Annotated in this window: 13 protein-coding genes; 12 read left to right on the forward strand and 1 reads right to left on the reverse strand. The window is 38.9% G+C overall.

Annotated elements, in window-relative coordinates:
- Window positions 1-109: 109 nt before the first annotated feature.
- The 6 genes from ACFSQP_RS00895 to ACFSQP_RS00920 all read left to right on the forward strand — a co-directional run bounded on the left by ACFSQP_RS00895 (window position 110) and on the right by ACFSQP_RS00920 (window position 7,370).
- Window positions 110-2,038, forward strand: a complete 1,929-nt coding sequence (locus ACFSQP_RS00895; RefSeq protein ID WP_376891101.1) for an amino acid ABC transporter substrate-binding protein — start codon at window positions 110-112, stop codon at window positions 2,036-2,038.
- Between the two features lie 5 nt (window positions 2,039-2,043).
- Entirely contained in the window at window positions 2,044-2,454 is a 411-nt protein-coding gene (locus ACFSQP_RS00900) for an OsmC family protein (protein ID WP_376891102.1), read from the forward strand.
- Window positions 2,455-2,466: 12 nt separating this feature from the next.
- Entirely contained in the window at window positions 2,467-2,697 is a 231-nt protein-coding gene (locus ACFSQP_RS00905; protein ID WP_376891104.1) for a DUF3820 family protein, read from the forward strand.
- Window positions 2,698-2,920: 223 nt separating this feature from the next.
- Window positions 2,921-4,561 (forward strand): CTP synthase, encoded by a 1,641-nt coding sequence (locus ACFSQP_RS00910; protein WP_376891105.1) that lies wholly within the window; start codon window positions 2,921-2,923, stop codon window positions 4,559-4,561.
- A gap of 109 nt (window positions 4,562-4,670) precedes the next feature.
- The gene (yidC, locus tag ACFSQP_RS00915) at window positions 4,671-6,578 is read left to right on the forward strand and encodes a membrane protein insertase YidC (protein ID WP_376891107.1); all 1,908 of its coding nucleotides are present in this window, start codon (window positions 4,671-4,673) and stop codon (window positions 6,576-6,578) included.
- Window positions 6,579-6,665: 87 nt separating this feature from the next.
- Entirely contained in the window at window positions 6,666-7,370 is a 705-nt protein-coding gene (locus tag ACFSQP_RS00920; RefSeq protein WP_376891108.1) for a toxin-antitoxin system YwqK family antitoxin, read from the forward strand.
- A 600-nt stretch (window positions 7,371-7,970) separates the two neighbouring features.
- Here the strand turns inward: ACFSQP_RS00920 and ACFSQP_RS00925 are convergent.
- Window positions 7,971-9,407, reverse strand: coding sequence for a fasciclin domain-containing protein (locus ACFSQP_RS00925; RefSeq protein ID WP_376891110.1), 1,437 nt, complete (start codon window positions 9,405-9,407; stop codon window positions 7,971-7,973).
- Between the two features lie 171 nt (window positions 9,408-9,578).
- On the opposite strand from ACFSQP_RS00925, the gene mnmA reads away from it, so the two are divergent.
- The 6 genes from mnmA (at window position 9,579) to ACFSQP_RS00955 (ending at window position 17,712) form a co-directional block, all read left to right on the forward strand.
- Entirely contained in the window at window positions 9,579-10,775 is a 1,197-nt protein-coding gene (gene mnmA, locus ACFSQP_RS00930; RefSeq protein WP_376891111.1) for a tRNA 2-thiouridine(34) synthase MnmA, read from the forward strand.
- Between the two features lie 26 nt (window positions 10,776-10,801).
- Window positions 10,802-11,743, forward strand: a complete 942-nt coding sequence (locus ACFSQP_RS00935) for an NAD(P)H-dependent flavin oxidoreductase (RefSeq protein WP_376891112.1) — start codon at window positions 10,802-10,804, stop codon at window positions 11,741-11,743.
- 584 nt (window positions 11,744-12,327) lie between these two features.
- A complete protein-coding gene (locus ACFSQP_RS00940) occupies window positions 12,328-12,786 on the forward strand; it encodes a T9SS type A sorting domain-containing protein (RefSeq protein ID WP_376891114.1) in 459 nt (152 codons plus the stop codon).
- The gene (locus tag ACFSQP_RS00945) at window positions 12,783-15,647 is read left to right on the forward strand and encodes a hypothetical protein (protein ID WP_376891115.1); all 2,865 of its coding nucleotides are present in this window, start codon (window positions 12,783-12,785) and stop codon (window positions 15,645-15,647) included. Before ACFSQP_RS00940 ends, ACFSQP_RS00945 begins: the two co-directional genes overlap by 4 nt.
- Window positions 15,648-16,098: 451 nt before the next feature.
- Complete coding sequence (locus tag ACFSQP_RS00950) at window positions 16,099-17,475, forward strand: MATE family efflux transporter (protein WP_376892105.1); 1,377 nt, start codon at window positions 16,099-16,101, stop codon at window positions 17,473-17,475.
- Window positions 17,476-17,484: 9 nt separating this feature from the next.
- A complete protein-coding gene (locus ACFSQP_RS00955; protein WP_376891117.1) occupies window positions 17,485-17,712 on the forward strand; it encodes a hypothetical protein in 228 nt (75 codons plus the stop codon).
- Window position 17,713: the final 1 nt, after the last annotated feature.

Below are 17,713 nucleotides of genomic sequence, written 5' to 3' on the forward strand. Positions count from 1 at the left end.
ACACCAATAGCCTTTTAAATGTGCATACCAAAGTGCAATTATGGGCGTTACATAGTAACTCGCAGAAAATAGTTGCTTGCGGATACACTCTAAATTGTTACATTTAGTTATGATGAAAAAAATATTTTACATGGTTAGCATGCTGTTTGTGTTTATGTACGCAGCAACAGCTACAGCTCAAAACTATAAAACACATAAAGTTAAAGCAGGCGAGACGATAGCGAGTATTGCCAACAAATACCAAACAACTGCAGAGGCTATTTATGCTTTAAACCCCGATGCAAAAAAAGAATTAAAACGGCACGCTGTTTTAATTATTCCGAGTGAGCAAGTGGGTTTGTACGCGCCACAGGCAACCATTAATAAAGAGCTTACAGGTTTTATAACTCACAAAGTAAAGCGAAAAGAAACGCTTTTTAGTTTGGCAAAGCAATACAACATTACGCAAGATGAATTAAAAAAACACAATCCTTTTTTGTACGCCAATAATTTGCGAAAAGGAGATGAACTTAAAATTCCAGAGTACAAACGGGTGCTTACTATTTCCGAACAAGCGGCCGCAGACACTACCACAACATATACCGTACTGCCAAAAGAAGGTAAATGGCGCATAGCTTATAAATTTGGTATTACCGTAGCGGAGTTAGAAGCTTTAAATCCAAATATGGGCCCGGTATTGCAAGAAGGTGCCCTAATAAATGTACCTAAACGTATCGATTCCGATATCAAGCCCATTGACAACCGGTTTTCGTATTACGAAGTATTGCCTAAAGAAGGTTTTTACAGACTTAAAGTTAAGCTAGGTGTGGAACAGGCGGAACTTGAAGCTTTAAACCCAGGGCTAGCAGAAACAGGTTTAAAAGTAGGAATGATTTTAAAAGTACCTAATAATACCAATCTCGATGCCAGCAGTACGCAAGCAGAGGCTAGTAATCTTACCAATAATATAACAAATTTTAATGAGAAGCATATTGCTATTATGCTGCCTTTTAGGTTGCAAAAAGTAACTATCGATTCTGTAGCAGACACCCAGGAACTTATACAGAAAGATCCGTTTTTAAACACGTCGCTAGATTTTTACTCGGGCATGGTGGTAGCCTTGGATTCACTTAAAAAATTAGGCCTTAATTTAAAAGTGGATGTTTATGATACCAAAAACATGGCAAGTGAGGTAACTAACATTTTAAACGAAAATAATTTTGATAGTGTGCATGCCGTTATTGGTCCTTTTATGCCAGACAATGTTAAACGTGTGTCTGAAAAACTTCAAGAACTTAATACGCCAGTGGTATCACCTTTAACAAAACAAGTGGCTTTAGCTAGTAACGTATTTCAATCCAGACCTTCGGAAGATTTACTAAAGGATAAAATTATCAATTTTGTAAAAAATGATAGCAGTCTAAATCAAATTATTGTTATTGCAGATCAAGGAAAAAAAGAAATTTCGAATAACTTAAAATCCCACTTCCCTGGAGCCATTCAAATCTTTTCCCGCAAGGACAAAGATGATAATGATGCGTTTTATATTTACGACACAGATATTATTCCAAAATTAAAACCGGGAAAAAATGTCGTGTTTTTGGAAACTACCAGTTCGGGATTTGTTTCTAATGTTACAAGTAAACTAAACTCTTTACGCTCCAAAGATATACAAATTGTACTGGCTACAACTAATATGGGCAGTGCTTTCGAGGACGATGATGTGTCCAATTACCATCTTTCTAATTTGCAATTTACCTTTGCTACAATTGCAAAAACCTATAACGAGGACGATAAAAATAGTTTTGCAGAGGCCTACCAAGAGCGATTTGGCGTAACGCCAAACAAATTAGCAGTTCGCGGATTCGATATTACCATGGATGTTGTGCTGCGCTTGGTACATTTCAATAATTTATACGAATCTGTGCAACAAGCACCATTAACTGAATACGTGGAAAATAAATTTGCTTACAAAAAGCAACCTTTTGGTGGTTATTATAACGATACGGTGTATTTGGTTAAGTATAACGATTTAAAAATTGAAGAAATAAAACAATAAGCCCTATGACGGCAACCGTAATTTATTTAGGAGATTTGCGTACAAAAAATACGCATGTTAAGTCGGGTAATAGCTATGTTACCGATGCCCCTTTAGATAACAATGGAAAGGGCGAAGCATTTTCACCAACGGACACCGTTGCTACTGGTTTAGCCAATTGTATGATAACGGTTATGGGAATTAAAGCTCAAGATTTGGGTTACAATATGGAAGGTACTACAGCACATGTAACCAAAACAATGGCGGCCAATCCTCGGCGTATTTCAAAAATAGATATACAGGTGAGCTTTCCAAAAGCAGCCGATACAAAAACACAGAAAATTTTGGAGCAAACAGGACGTACTTGCCCTGTGTTTTATAGCCTACATCCAGATATTGAGATACACATCCTTTTTAATTGGAACGCGCTAAGCTAGGCAATTTTAAGTATGGAACCAGACAAGACCTTTCTTATTACACTGGCGCACACCAAAATGCCTTTTGGTAAATATAAAGATCGGTATTTAATAGATTTACCCGAACATTATATTGTTTGGTATTATAATAAAGGATTTCCAAAAGGGAAATTAGGCGAAATGCTTCAATCTGTTTACGAACTTAAACTTAACGGATTAGAAGATTTAGTTAGAACCATTAAAAAAAAATACCCCAAACAATAAGCCGAATTTTGTTTAAGCGGCTTTGCATGGTTTTTAAAAACCGCTTGCATGGTAATTGTAACGCTTTTGCTTTCTTCAACGGTTTGCATTCCAGTAAATTGATTTTGTGTGCAGCAACGGATAAGTAGCTGAAAAACCAGAGCTGTCTATTTTAAAATAAACCACAAAACAAGGACACTTTTAAACATAAAATCGTAAATTCGCAGGCGTTTAACAACGCATCATGACAACAACAACAAAATACATATTTGTAACAGGCGGCGTAACATCTTCACTGGGGAAAGGTATTATTGCGGCTTCATTGGCAAAACTCCTACAAGCGCAGGGCTACCGTACAACTATTCAAAAGTTAGATCCTTATATTAATATAGATCCAGGTACTTTAAACCCTTACGAGCATGGCGAATGCTACGTAACAGACGACGGTGCGGAAACCGATTTAGATCTGGGGCACTACGAGCGTTTTTTAAACGTAGCTACCAGTCAGGCTAATAATGTTACCACTGGTCGTATTTATCAAAGTGTTATAGACAAAGAGCGCCGCGGTGAGTTTTTAGGCAAAACCGTACAAGTTATTCCACATATTACAGATGAAATTAAAGAACGCGTTCAAAAATTAGGAAATTCGGGAGCTTACGATATTGTAATTACTGAAATAGGAGGCACCGTGGGCGATATAGAGTCTTTACCATACATAGAAGCGGTAAGACAATTGCGTTGGGATTTGGGCGATAATAACGGATTAGTAATTCATTTAACACTCGTGCCGTATTTATCGGCGGCAGGCGAATTAAAAACCAAACCAACCCAACATAGTGTTAAAACACTTATGGAAAGTGGTGTTATGGCTGATATTTTGGTTTGCCGAACAGAACACGAGTTACCAGACGATCTTCGAAAAAAATTAGCACTTTTTTGCAATGTTCGGGAAGAGGCAGTTATTCAGTCTATAGATGCTTCAACCATTTACGACGTACCTAACCTAATGCTTAAACAAGGCCTAGATAAAGTGGTGCTAAAAAAACTGGCATTGGAGAGTCATACCCCAGATTTAACGCGATGGAATGCCTTTTTAAACCGACATAAAAACCCAAAAAACGAGGTAACTATTGGTTTAATAGGCAAGTATGTGGAACTTCAAGATTCTTATAAATCTATTTTAGAGGCTTTTATTCACGCAGGTGCAGAAAACGAGGTTAAAGTACATGTGGAGCCTATACATTCGGAGTATTTAAATGCAGACAATATTCACGTAAAGCTTGGACATTTAAACGGTATTTTAGTGGCGCCAGGCTTTGGCGAAAGGGGTATTGAAGGAAAAATTGATGCGGTAAAATATGTTAGAGAAAATAACATGCCATTTTTTGGTATTTGCTTGGGTATGCAAATGGCAGTAATTGAATTTGCAAGAAATGTATTGCAGCTACCAAACGCCAACTCAACCGAAATGGATGCTACTACCTCGCATCCTGTTATTGGTTTAATGGAATCGCAAAAAGCGGTTACCAAAAAAGGAGGCACCATGCGTTTAGGTTCATGGAGTTGCCAATTAGCAACCAATAGTTTGGCTCACCAAGTATATCAATCTACAAATATTGAAGAGCGTCATAGGCATCGTTATGAGTTTAATAACGATTACAAAGCGCAAATGGAATCTGCTGGTATGTATGCTACAGGCTTAAATCCGGAAACCAATTTAGTGGAAATTGTAGAAATACCAAGCCATCCTTGGTTCATGGGGGTTCAGTACCACCCAGAATATAAAAGTACCGTGGCCAACCCACACCCGCTTTTTGTAGCTTTTGTAACAGCAGCTTTAAAACATAAACAAAAGCACAAACATGCCAGTATGGCAAAACAATAGGTTTGGATAGTTTTTTGTAAGTCATTAAAATTGCATCGAAATAAATAAAATTAACAGTGTCTTTTTTTTACCCCTCGCAGGGAAATAGAAAAGTACAGGTATTAAATGTATGGAAGAAAAAAAATTAGATATTAACTCGATTATTGGTTTTGCCTTAATTTTCGGAATTTTAGTGTACATGATGTACACCAATCAGCCTACACCAGAAGAACTTGCCGAACAAGAACGCATTAAACAAGAGCAAGTAGAGGCAGCGCAGGAAAGGGCTAAACAAAATGAAACAGCTATTACAACGGCTCAAGACTTTACGGCAATAAGTGCTCAAGATTCTGTTGGGGTGGCTGCTGTACAAAACAAGCTTGGTGCGTTTGCATATTCTGCACTATTACCTTCTGCTACGCCAAACGAAACCGTGGTAAAAACAGATGTATTAGATTTAAAGTTTAGCAATAAAGGTGGTTATTTATCAGAGGTCATTTTAAGTAAATTTGTCGATTTTGATTCGGTACCTATTTACCTAATTAAAGACGGGAACACCAACTTTAATATCAATTTTGGGACAACCGATAGTCGGATTTTAAATACCAAAGATTTATTTTTTGAGCCACAAGTAACCAAACAAGGCGAAAATACGGTGGTTTCCATGAAATTGAAAGTTTCAGATAGTCAATTTTTGGAGTACTTGTACGAGATTAAGCCAGATAACTACATGATCGATTTTACGATACGCTCGCAGGGTTTAAGCAATGTTATAAATACGACCCAGCCTATTAATTTAGATTGGCAATTAAAAACGTATCGTCACGATAAAAGTATTAGTTATGAAAACCGTTACACCCGTTTAACCTACCAATATGAGGGTGGTAAAATTGATAAATTAAGTCCTACAGGCGAAGACACCGAAACCGAGGCGGATGTTAGTTGGTTATCCTTCAGACAGCACTTTTTTAGCAGTATTTTAACTGCCAAGGCGCCTTTAAAATCAGTGAAATTAAATTCAACGGATTTAGTTCAAAATGAAGATGTAGACACTGTTTTTACAAAAGCATATCAGGCTAATTTTAATTTAGAGCCACGTGCTGGCGAGGTTAACGAGCAATTAGGATTTTATTTTGGCCCTACAGATAACAAAGTATTGCAACAATACGACATCGGTTTGGAGGATAGTATTCCTTTTGGATGGGGCATTTTTGGCTGGATAAACCGGTATGTTTTTGTACCGCTCTTTGCCTTTTTAGCCGGTTTCTTACCCTATGGTGTGGCTATTATTGTCATGACTATTTTAATTAAATTCTTATTGTCTTTTGCTCAATACAAACAGTTTTTATCGCAAGCAAAACTAAAAGTATTGAAACCCGAATTAGATGCTATTCGGGAAAAATACAAAAACAATAAAATGAAAGCCCAGCAAGAAACCATGGCCTTACAAACCAAAGCTGGTGCTAGTCCATTAAGCGGTTGTTTACCAGCTTTAATACAGTTGCCTGTTTTTTATGCGTTGTTCCAGTTTTTCCCTTCGGCATTCGATTTAAGACAAAAAAGCTTTCTTTGGGCAGACGATTTATCGTCTTACGACATTATAGCGGAATTACCAATTACAATTCCATTTTATGGGGATCATGTTAGTTTGTTTCCAATTTTGGCTTCCGTAGCTATTTTCTTTTACATGAAAATGACAACAGGCCAACAAATGGCTACACAACCTACACAAGAAGGTATGCCAGATATGGCAAAACTCATGAAATACATGATTTACTTGTCGCCAATAATGATGCTATTCTTCTTTAATAACTATGCCTCTGGTTTAAGTTTGTATTATTTTATTTCCAATCTAATTAGTATTGGTATTATGATTGTAATCAAGAATTTTATTTTAGATGAAGATAAAATTCACGCTCAAATTCAAATAAATAAAACCAAGCCTAAAAAACAGAATAAATTTCAGAAAAAAATGGCAGATTTAATGGAGCAAGCAGAACAACAACGGCAGGCCCAAGAGCAACGGAAGAAAAAATAACCCTTAAAAGCTGCCAATTTTGGTGGCTTTTTTTCTATAAAACAAATTTACAATACCAACGTTTAAATAGTAAATAAAGCACTTGTTATGAAACCGATTCTTTTTTTAATAAGCCTGTGTGTTAGCTTAACATCTTTTTCACAAACTATTAATCAATTTAATGAAAACGGCGAACGCCATGGGGTTTGGAAGAAAAATTTTGAAAACACGAATGTTTTGCGCTACGAAGGTACTTTTAACAACGGTCAGGAGGAAGGCGTTTTTAAGTTTTATAAAAATATAAAAGGCAAAGCGGTTTTAACGGCCACCAAAGCATTCGAGCCCAACACAAATAAAGCCAAGGTAACTTTTTTCTCGAGTTCGGGTAAAATTATTAGTGAGGGTACAATGCGCGAAAAAACTTATATAGGTACTTGGAAATATTACCACAGCAATGGTAAGCAGTTAATGACTTTGGAACATTATAACAATGAAGGACGTTTAGAGGGTGAGCGCTTGGTGTATTATCCGTCTGGTGTTGTAGCCGAGAAATCGCTTTACAAAAATGGGCAGCTACATGGTAAATCCGCCTGGTACAATGAAGCGGGGACTTTAATAAAAATGTATCATTATAACATGGATTTATTACATGGTCTGGCCCAGTTTTACGACAATTCGGGAAACTTATTGCAGGAAGGAAATTATCGTAACGATAAAAAACATGGTATTTGGAAGTACTATGAAAATGGCGCGCTAAAGGAAGAAAAAGACTTTACTATTAAAAGTAAAAATCCTTATAAAAATAAAGACTAATTAAAGCTAATATAAGTCTTTGTTTCTGCTGTAAGTAAAAAATAATATAAAATATAAAGGCTCCTTATTAAGGAGCCTTTTTTTTAGGTATACATTTTAAAATTCTTAAGCTATTAATCAATCAAAAATGAGGAATACCTAACAAGGCAACAAAGGTACACATAATTTGGATTATTACAATTAATTGTTTCTAAAAATTAGCTGCCATCCCTTTTCGAAAATGCAATGGTGGATATTTTTGAACTAGTCAAAGACTTATAAAAGTTGGTTATTAGTCATTAATGCTTTCTTTTAAGCGTACATAATGTGGTGCTGCTAAAAAATAAAGCCGAACATTGCTGTCCGGCCTTATTTTCTTTTTCATAGTAATTTTTAATGTCAATGGCGTTTTCATCTCACCATTTTTAAAAGATGGTTACTACCGATACGTAATCGGTGGCAAGCAACCTCATTACTGGTATGTATAACGGCATCAGAAGCCTTTACATCAACAGCAATAATGTTGCCCATTCTGCCGTTTGCATCAGATAAGGTTGCACCACCTTAAATTTATTATTCGCCTAGACGAATTGGGCATTTTGTAAGGCACCAAACTAACTTTTAGTTAGGTAGCATTACTTTGTTTAATACGTGAATTACGCCATTACCAGCTTGTACATCTACAGCAATAATACCAATATCAGAAGCTCCAGAGCCATCGGTAACATCGGCAATATTTCCATTAGTTCCTGGCAAGGTTATTGTAAAGCTGCCACCTTGAAGGGTTGTTGGAACGGTGTCTCCTGGGTTAGTTAAATCGCCAGAGGTTACGTTCGCTTCTTTTACCACATGGTATAATAATATATCCGTTAAAGCAGGCTCATCTGGAATAGCTGGAAGCGCTGCAAAAGCGGCATTAGTAGGAGCAAATACTGTAAATTCAGGATTTATACCGTCTGGATTACCACCTTCTGTTCTAGACAGAATGCTAGCAAAATCTGTAGCAGGTGTTAACGCTGTTAAGGCTTGCACCAATGTTGAAAAATTAGGATCGGCAGTGGCAAATGTTACTACTGTAGGAATGCCAATTACGGCATCCACAACGTGAATGACACCATTTTTAGCCACAATATTAGCAGCAGAAACCGTGGAAGTTCCATTAAATACAACACCGTTAGATGTGTTGAAATATAAACTTAAATTATTGCCATTAGGTCCAACAGAGTTTGTATTGGTGTAACCAGCTCCCAAGTTAGCTAAGTCTCCTGAAAAGACCGCACCACTTACCACATGGTTTAATAAAATGTCGGCTAACAAATCGGTTGGCACAGCACCTAAATTATTTAAACCATTATCGTCTAAAAACGTACTGAAAGCGTTATTATCTGGAGCTAAAACTGTAAAAGGGCCATCGCCTCGTAACACCGTATCTAAATTACCATCTGCTGCAAGTAAAGCTGCAGATAAACCATCCAAATTAGGATTAGCATTGGCGAAATCCACAACATCAGGAAGGCCAATTACGGCATCCACCACATGAATCAGACCATTGGAGGCAAAAATATCGGCAGTTGTTACCGTAGAAACCCCGTTAAAAACGACGCCGTTGGAGGTGTTAAAATACAAACTCATACTAGCATCTCCCACACCTGTGGCATTTGTTGACGCATATCCTGAACCTTGGGAGATTAGGTTGGACGATGAAATGCTACCGGAAATTACATGGTTTAATAAAATCTGCGAAAGCACATCAGTTGGAACTGCATCTAAAGAAGCAAATCCGTTATCCGCTAAAAAAGAAGCAAAAGCCTCGTTGGTTGGTGCTAAAACTGTAAATGGTCCTGAACCTTGCAGTACAGAAACTAAATTACCATCGGCTGCTTGTAACGCGCTTACTAACGAGCTTAAGTCGGGGTTAGCGCTAGCAAGGTCCACAATATTGTTTAACTGTGGCGTTGGGGTTGGAACGTTGTTGTCGTCATCGCTACTACACGAGGCAACAAATAGAACTACCAACAAAGCTGCTGATAATCTTTTTAATGCTGTTAATGTTTTCATAATAATAAAATTTAAAATTTGTTCAGCTAATATATGAAAAGATTAAACAAAAAATAGCATTTGTTTATTTATTTTAACAAAATATTAAACAAATAAGATATTGGATTGCATGTCTGTAGCGGTTTAATAAGTGGTAATTGTTATAAAACCGCTATCTTTGTACCCAATATTATGGAGAAAAAGAAACGCGTTATAGTTGGCTTGTCCGGTGGTGTAGATTCCAGTGTGGCAGCCTACCTTTTAAAAGAAAGTGGCTACGAAGTCATTGGCCTTTTTATGAAAAATTGGCATGACGATTCGGTAACAATTTCAGATGAGTGCCCTTGGTTGGATGATAGCAACGATGCTATGTTGGTTGCTAATAAACTAAATATCCCTTTTCAAACGGTGGATTTAAGCGAACAATATAAGGAACGCATAGTCGATTATATGTTCAAAGAATATGAAAACGGCCGAACCCCAAACCCAGATGTGTTGTGCAACCGAGAAATAAAGTTCGATGTTTTTATGAAAATAGCTTTAAGCTTGGGGGCCGATTATGTTGCTACGGGCCACTACTGCAGAAAAGCCTCTTTTAACAATAATGGCGAAACAACGCATCAACTTCTAGCAGGAATAGATAGTAATAAAGATCAGTCGTATTTTTTATGTCAATTATCGCAAGCGCAATTAGCCAAATCTTTATTTCCCATAGGCGAATTAACAAAACCGGAAGTGCGCGACATTGCTGCCAAATTAAATTTAATTACAGCCGATAAAAAGGATTCGCAAGGTTTGTGTTTTATTGGCAAGGTGCGCTTACCCGATTTTCTGCAACAACAATTAAAGCCAAAAGCGGGTGTAATTGTAGAAATACCTAAAACGTTTGACGCCTATACAGAAGCGGCACCAACATTTGCCAATAAAGAAGCAGAACTTGCCTACCTGTCTAGAAAAATAACATACCAAGTTTCTGACGGAAAAATAGTAGGTAAACACCAAGGTGCGCATTTTTACACCAAAGGCCAACGCAAAGGTTTAGCCGTTGGAGGTACCGTAGAACCACTTTTTGTAATCGATACAGATGTAAAAGACAATGTTATTTATACCGGTCAGGGTAAAACGCATCCTGGTTTGTACAAAACAACCCTCTTTATTGAAAATGACGATGTACACTGGATACGCGAAGATTTAGAATTAGCAAAAGGCGAAAGCCTGTCCGTATTAGCGCGTATTCGCTACCGGCAAGCGCTAGAAAATGCGGTGTTATACCGCGTAGATTCTGGATTGTATATTCAGTTTTCTAATCCGCAAACGGCCATTGCCGAAGGTCAATTTGCTGCATGGTATTTAAAAGACGAGCTCATTGGCTCTGGTGTTATTTCTTAAAAAACCACTAATTTAAACTATAAAATATGTCCAATAAAATTACGGAACTGTTTCATATTCAATACCCAATAGTACAAGCTGGTATGATTTGGAATTCTGGTTGGAAATTGGCTTCAGCCGCGAGTAACGCAGGCATTTTAGGCTTAATAGGCGCTGGAAGTATGTATCCAGAAGTGCTTCGAGAGCATATTCAAAAATGTAAAAAAGCAACTAAAAAGCCTTTCGGTGTTAACGTACCTATGCTATATCCTAACATAAAGGAAATTATGGATATTATTGTGGAAGAGGGCGTAAAGATTGTTTTTACATCCGCCGGAAATCCTAAAACCTGGACAAGTTGGTTGCAGGAACGCGGTATTATAGTGGTGCATGTGGTTAGTAGTGTAAAATTTGCATTGAAAGCGCAAGAGGCCTGTGTAAATGCTGTTGTAGCCGAAGGTTTTGAGGCTGGTGGCCATAATGGTCGGGACGAAACCACAACGCTTACACTTATACCTATGGTGAAAGAACAGCTTTCCATTCCTTTAATTGCGGCGGGAGGGATTGCCACGGGCAGAGCCATGTTGGCTGCTATGATTCTAGGTGCCGATGGTGTGCAAATAGGGAGTCGTTTTGTGGCGAGTTTGGAAAGTTCCGCTCATCAATCTTTTAAGGAGGAAGTTGTAAAAGCAAAGGAAGGCGATACCCAACTTACTTTAAAAGAATTGGCGCCTGTACGTTTATTAAAAAACAAGTTTTATAACGATATTCAAGAACTTTATAAAACAGCACCCACACCAGAACAATTAAAAGAATTGTTAGGGCGTGCGCGTGCTAAACGCGGTATGTTTGAAGGCGATTTGGACGATGGCGAATTAGAAATCGGGCAAATAGCTGGTCTTATTCATAACATTAAGCCTGTGGCAGATATTGTGACTGAAATTGTTACCGACTTTGAAGCGGCAAAACAACAGGTTCCTAATTTATAGTGTAGCATGGGCCACAAAAATCAAAGCAATTTTAAGCCTACTAACAGTCTATTTAACGGCAATGCTGCATAATCTTTTGCAAGCTTTAAGTTTTTAGTAAAATCATTTAAAAAAAGCCATATTATTTTTAAATAATGTGGTTTTTTTTTGATTTTAGCTTAAATGAGCTTTGCTTTTTTTATCAAAAATGAAATTTTAAGTGTCCAATTAAGTTTTTTTTTAATTTTTCATCGACTAATTAAATATGTCTGCCTTGTTAAAAGTTATGTTCGTCGAAATACCATAAACACCTGTAAATTAGTACGTTGTATTTTTTTATTTTTGAATAAAATAAATCACCGTATTATGAAGCATATTACACTAGCTTGCCTCTTTATTTTATGTTTTTGGAAGGCGAAATGTCAGGATTTTTTCGTGGGTGCTGATAGTTTTGTTTCCTTGCAAGCAAATGCCAATCTTTACATTAACGGGTTGACTCTAACGCCAGATCAGGATTATAACATTCCGGCAAACACGCAATTTCAGCGCTTTGTGGCATCTGTAAATACAGGGAATCCATTCTTGCCCATAACGATATTAGTCCGGTGCTTTCAGATTTTTCCGGGCAACTTCAGTTTGAGTATCAAGAATCTGAATTAAATGGCCTCAACGAAGCGGAACTCTCTCTAGCCATTAGCAATGCTACCGGTATGTGGTTGGGTTATGTGCCTGATATTGATACTAATGTCAACAGGTTAACCTATACATTTAACACTGCGGCAACTTTTAGCAAAGTCACGGCGGACTTTAACAGTGCTTTAAATGTGGATAATCCGCAAATTATGGCGGCTATTTCCATATATCCAAATCCTACCGCTAGTGTGGTTTACATTAAATACGCGTATCCCGTAAAAACAACGGTGTACAACATGATAGGTCAAGTTATTCAAACAGGAAATTCACATCAAGTGGATTTAAGTTTATATGAAGAGGCCACCTATTTATTGCAAGTTCAAGATCAAAACAGTAACGCTTCCAAACTTTTTAAAGTCATTAAAAAATGAAACAACTACTAACCATTTTAGCAATTATTACAACCTTTACGCTTTCAGCGCAAAATGGTGTGGGTATTAATACCAACACGCCAGACGAATCGGCGGCGTTAGATATTCAGTCTACAGAAAAGGGCATACTCATACCAAGAATGACAGAAACCCAGCGTTTGGCCATTAACCCAGCTACATCTGCAACAGGCTTGATGGTATATCAAACTGACGGTACTTCTGGTTTTTATTATTTTAACGGAACAACCTGGAATAACCTTCAGGGTATGGAAGGTCCCCAAGGTCCCGTTGGTCCGCAGGGCTTACCAGGACAAGCTGGCGCAGATGGTTTAAGCGCTTACGATATTGCTTTTGCAGCCGATAATACCATTGGCGACGAGGCTACTTGGCTAGCATCCTTACAAGGCGAGCAAGGTCCGCAAGGCGAAATAGGCGAACAAGGTATCCAAGGCGAAATAGGCCCAATGGGTCCGCAGGGATTGCCTGGTCCACAAGGTTTACCAGGTGTAGATGGACAGGATGGTGCACCTGGTGTTATGGGGCCGCAAGGCTTACCAGGACAAGCTGGCGCAGATGGTTTAAGCGCTTACGATATTGCTTTTGCAGCCGATAATACCATTGGCGACGAGGCTACTTGGCTAGCATCCTTACAAGGCGAGCAAGGTCCCCAAGGCGAAATAGGCGAACAAGGTGTCCAAGGCGAAATAGGCCCAATGGGGCCGCAGGGATTGCCTGGTCCACAAGGTTTACCAGGTGTGGATGGACAGGATGGTGCACCTGGTGTTATGGGGCCGCAGGGCTTACCAGGACAAGCTGGCGCAGATGGTTTAAGCGCTTACGATATTGCTTTTGCAGCCGATAATACCATTGGCGACGAGGCTACTTGGCTAGCATCCTTACAAGGCGAGCAAGGTCCGCAAGGCGAAATAGGCGAACAAGGTATCCAAGGCGAAATAGGCCCAATGGGGCCGCAGGGATTGCCTGGTCCACAAGGTTTACCAGGTGTGGATGGACAGGATGGTGCACCTGGTGTTATGGGGCCGCAAGGCTTACCAGGACAAGCTGGCGCAGATGGTTTAAGCGCTTACGATATTGCTTTTGCAGCCGATAATACCATTGGCGACGAGGCTACTTGGCTAGCATCCTTACAAGGCGAGCAAGGTCCGCAAGGCGAAATAGGCGAACAAGGTATCCAAGGCGAAATAGGCCCAATGGGTCCGCAAGGCCCAGCGGGGAGTATTAGTGCCTTGGAATCGGGTAAAATTTTAGTAGGCGATATCGCGGATACGCCCACAGCGGTAACGCTATCTGCTGACGCAACGTTGAGTAATACAGGCGCTCTTACTATTAGTGAGGATGCCATTACCAATAACAAACTCGACAAACCGAACATTCCTTTAAGTGGCTTCGGGCCAGCTACGGACCATGTAGCTTTAGGTACATACAAACTAACAGGAGTAGGCAATCCTACCGAGGCGCAAGATGCAGCCACCAAAAATTATGTAGACAGCCAAGTAATAACCCCAGGATTAGAAAGCATTACAGAAAATAATGTAACTGGTTACCGCCGTGCCGATGCGGATCCGGCAAATTATGGGAATATTGGAGCAGGGGCTGTAGATTTATCGTATAACAGTTCTTCATCCACTTCTCGTGGGGCTACTGGCTCCAATTCGCTAGCTTTAGGTTTTTCTACTACGGCTAGCGGCAACTATTCCACGGCCATGGGTGCTGTTACAGAGGCAAGTGGCATAAATTCAACAGCAATGGGTCTGTCTACTCGTGCAAACGGCCCATTTTCCATGGCCATGGGTCGCGATACCCGTGCAAGTGGTGAATCTTCAACAGCTATGGGTGGTGATACTACCGCAAGCGGCGACTTTGCTACTGCTATGGGTGATGATACGCTTGCAAGTGGCGCAGCTTCAACGGCCATGGGTCGCGATACCTATGCAAGTGGTGACAATGCAACGGCCATGGGGCGCAATACTTATGCAAGTGGTGACATTGCAACGGCTATGGGGCGAAGTACTGATGCAAGTGGTGACAATGCAACGGCTATCGGGCAAAATACCACTGCAAGTGGTGTATCTTCTACGGCAATGGGTTATTATACCACTTCAACAGGTACTTATTCCACAGCTATGGGGTCAGATACCACTGCAAGCGGTAGCAATTCTGTTGCCATGGGGCATTTTACCACCGCAAGCGATTACGGTTCGGTTGTGATGGGACAATTTAACAATGCCAGTGCTACAGTAACTAGTGGTGGTTATGCATCATACTATTCAGCAAACAACACCGCTTTGGTTATTGGTAATGGTAGTTCCAATACGGCACGCTCCGATGCATTTAAGGTACTTTTTAACGGGAATACCACGGTGGCAGGAACGTTGCAGGCGGGTACGGTTACTTATCCGAATACGCATAATAGTGTAGCAGGACAGGTTTTAACTATTAACGCAGCTGGCCAAGCAACTTGGGCAACACCTTCTTATAGCGGTCGGTTGGCTAATACCACTAATTTTGAAACAGATGTAACAGCCAAGCGTTATGTGCTTACGGCTCCAGAGGCTGTTTCTGCAACAAACCAAACAACAGTAGATTTAAGTTCTGGAAATGTTATTACCATTACTTTACAAACAAACACCCAATTAATAACAAGCAACCCAGCGGTTGGTACTTATTTGGTAAAATTGGTACAGGATAGTACAGGCGGTAAAACTGTTAGTTTTCCAAACAATTGGAAATGGTCTGGTGGTGAAGTGCCTGTGGTAACCCAAGTAGCAAATAAAACCGATATTATTACTTTAATATACGATGGCAGTTCGTTTTATGCCACGATTTCTCAAAATTTTTAAAGGTGTCATCTTGGCTGTGTTTATAATCTAGAAACCAGCCTGTATTGCGCATACAAATTAAAAAAGGCTTGCCTCGTTTATCGAAGCAAGCCTTTTTAACTATTTAAATGAATTAAATGTAAATCCTGTTTTTTGAGCCTGTGATGTGAAGGGCTTGTTTTAGCATTATAAATCATTCGTAGATGAAACAACAAGGCATTTTATAAATTCAGAACAAGTGAAAAGCCTTCATAAACCATTTATTAAGAGCCATTTGTTTAGTAGTAAGCATCTGAAAAAATAGCCGATTTAAAACTAAAAATAAGCCTTTAATCGGCAGCTCTAAATATGCAAAAATTAAGACTGTTTAGATGAAATATGCGTAGATGAATTTTTTTATGAATTTTCAAAAACAACCCGACATATACCATTCTTTGGCTTACCTTTGGCTCCTGAAAAAAAACACGAAACATTGGTTTTAAGCAACTACACCAAAGAATTTAAATACAATTGGCAACTGGCAGCACCTGTTATGTTAGGCATGCTAGGTCATACCTTTGTTAGTTTTGTAGATAATATTATGGTTGGGCAATTGGGCACAGCCGAATTAGCAGCTGTTTCGCTTGGTAATAGTTTTATGTTTATTGCCATGTCTTTAGGCATTGGTTTTTCTACAGCTATTACACCCTTAATTGCCGAGGCCGATGCCGAAGGCAATTTTGCCAAAGGTAAATCGGCTTTTAAGCATGGTTTGTTTTTATGTACTGCTTTAGGCTTTTTTTTATTTTTGGTCTTATTACTCGCAAAACCATTAATGTACGCCATGAAACAACCTTTAGAGGTGGTGGAACTGGCTATACCATATTTAGATTGGGTGGCGTTTTCGTTGGTGCCTTTAATTATTTTTCAAGCATTTAAACAATTTAGCGACGGTCTTTCCATGACGCGTTACCCCATGTATGCCACCATAGTTGCCAACGTTGTAAATGTGGTTTTAAATTATGTTCTTATTTTTGGCAAGTTTGGTTTTCCACAATTGGGTATTGTGGGAGCTGCTTATGGCACTTTAATATCTAGGGTGGCTATGGTTTTATTTTTGTGGTGGTTACTAAAAGGCCATGCCAAATCCAAAGCCTATGTAGTTCGAATAAAATTGTTTGTATTGGAAACAGCCATGCTTAAAAAAATATACAATTTAGGTTTGCCCAGTGCTATGCAAATGTTTTTTGAAGTAGCCATTTTTACGGCTGCTATTTGGTTAAGCGGCTTATTAGGTAAAAATGCGCAAGCAGCTAATCAAATTGCGCTAAACTTATCGTCTATGACTTTTATGGTGGCAACTGGTTTAAGCGTGGCCTCAATGGTACGTGTTGGCAACCAGAAGGGATTAAGAAATTATTACGAATTACGCCGTATTGCCTTTTCCATTTTCTTGCTTGGTCTTATTTTAGCTACCGGTTTTGCCTTGTTGTTTTTTATTTTTCATCAGCAATTACCAAAATTATACCTTGATAATAACGATGTCATAAACGCCATAGATAATGCCGAAGTATTAAGCATTGCGGCCAATTTGTTAATAGCTGCTGCCATTTTTCAAATTTCGGATAGTATTCAAGTGGTTATGCTAGGTGCTTTACGCGGTCTTCAGGATGTTAAAATACCTACCTTACTAACCTTTATATCCTACTGGGTAGTAGGATTTCCTATTAGCATTTACTTTGGAAGTGCCGAGCGTTATGCCAGTTTTGGAATTTGGATGGGTTTATTGGCGGGATTAACAGTAGCTGCTGTTTTATTATTTATCCGATTTAACTATCTTACCAAACGTTTAATTGATACTAATTCGTAATACCTGTATATGGACTTTCCTAAATTTTTATTAGGCGACAACACCGATTTTCCCAATGCCATTTTTGTTATTCATACCGAATTTCCGCGATTTATTATTAATCTGGAAAACGATGAGGTGGAATGGTTAGAAGATTTTGATGCACAAGATCAGAAAGAATTGGAAACCGAAGCCGAAACACTTATTCAACAAGCAACCGATTTTTACGATCGGGAAATAGAACGTTACGAAAGTTAAT

Source organism: Bizionia sediminis, from assembly GCF_042684585.1.
In the GTDB taxonomy this organism is placed as follows: domain Bacteria; phylum Bacteroidota; class Bacteroidia; order Flavobacteriales; family Flavobacteriaceae; genus Algorimicrobium; species Algorimicrobium sediminis.

What these genes read in the sequence shown, in the direction of transcription:
- ACFSQP_RS00895 (WP_376891101.1), top strand. Translation starts at nt 110, where the DNA reads ATGATGAAAAAAATATTTTACATGGTTAGCATGCTGTTTGTGTTTATG.
- ACFSQP_RS00900 (WP_376891102.1), top strand. Translation starts at nt 2,044, where the DNA reads ATGACGGCAACCGTAATTTATTTAGGAGATTTGCGTACAAAAAATACG.
- ACFSQP_RS00905 (WP_376891104.1), top strand. Translation starts at nt 2,467, where the DNA reads ATGGAACCAGACAAGACCTTTCTTATTACACTGGCGCACACCAAAATG.
- ACFSQP_RS00910 (WP_376891105.1), top strand. Translation starts at nt 2,921, where the DNA reads ATGACAACAACAACAAAATACATATTTGTAACAGGCGGCGTAACATCT.
- yidC (WP_376891107.1), top strand. Translation starts at nt 4,671, where the DNA reads ATGGAAGAAAAAAAATTAGATATTAACTCGATTATTGGTTTTGCCTTA.
- ACFSQP_RS00920 (WP_376891108.1), top strand. Translation starts at nt 6,666, where the DNA reads ATGAAACCGATTCTTTTTTTAATAAGCCTGTGTGTTAGCTTAACATCT.
- ACFSQP_RS00925 (WP_376891110.1), bottom strand. Translation starts at nt 9,407, where the DNA reads ATGAAAACATTAACAGCATTAAAAAGATTATCAGCAGCTTTGTTGGTA.
- mnmA (WP_376891111.1), top strand. Translation starts at nt 9,579, where the DNA reads ATGGAGAAAAAGAAACGCGTTATAGTTGGCTTGTCCGGTGGTGTAGAT.
- ACFSQP_RS00935 (WP_376891112.1), top strand. Translation starts at nt 10,802, where the DNA reads ATGTCCAATAAAATTACGGAACTGTTTCATATTCAATACCCAATAGTA.
- ACFSQP_RS00945 (WP_376891115.1), top strand. Translation starts at nt 12,783, where the DNA reads ATGAAACAACTACTAACCATTTTAGCAATTATTACAACCTTTACGCTT.
- ACFSQP_RS00955 (WP_376891117.1), top strand. Translation starts at nt 17,485, where the DNA reads ATGGACTTTCCTAAATTTTTATTAGGCGACAACACCGATTTTCCCAAT.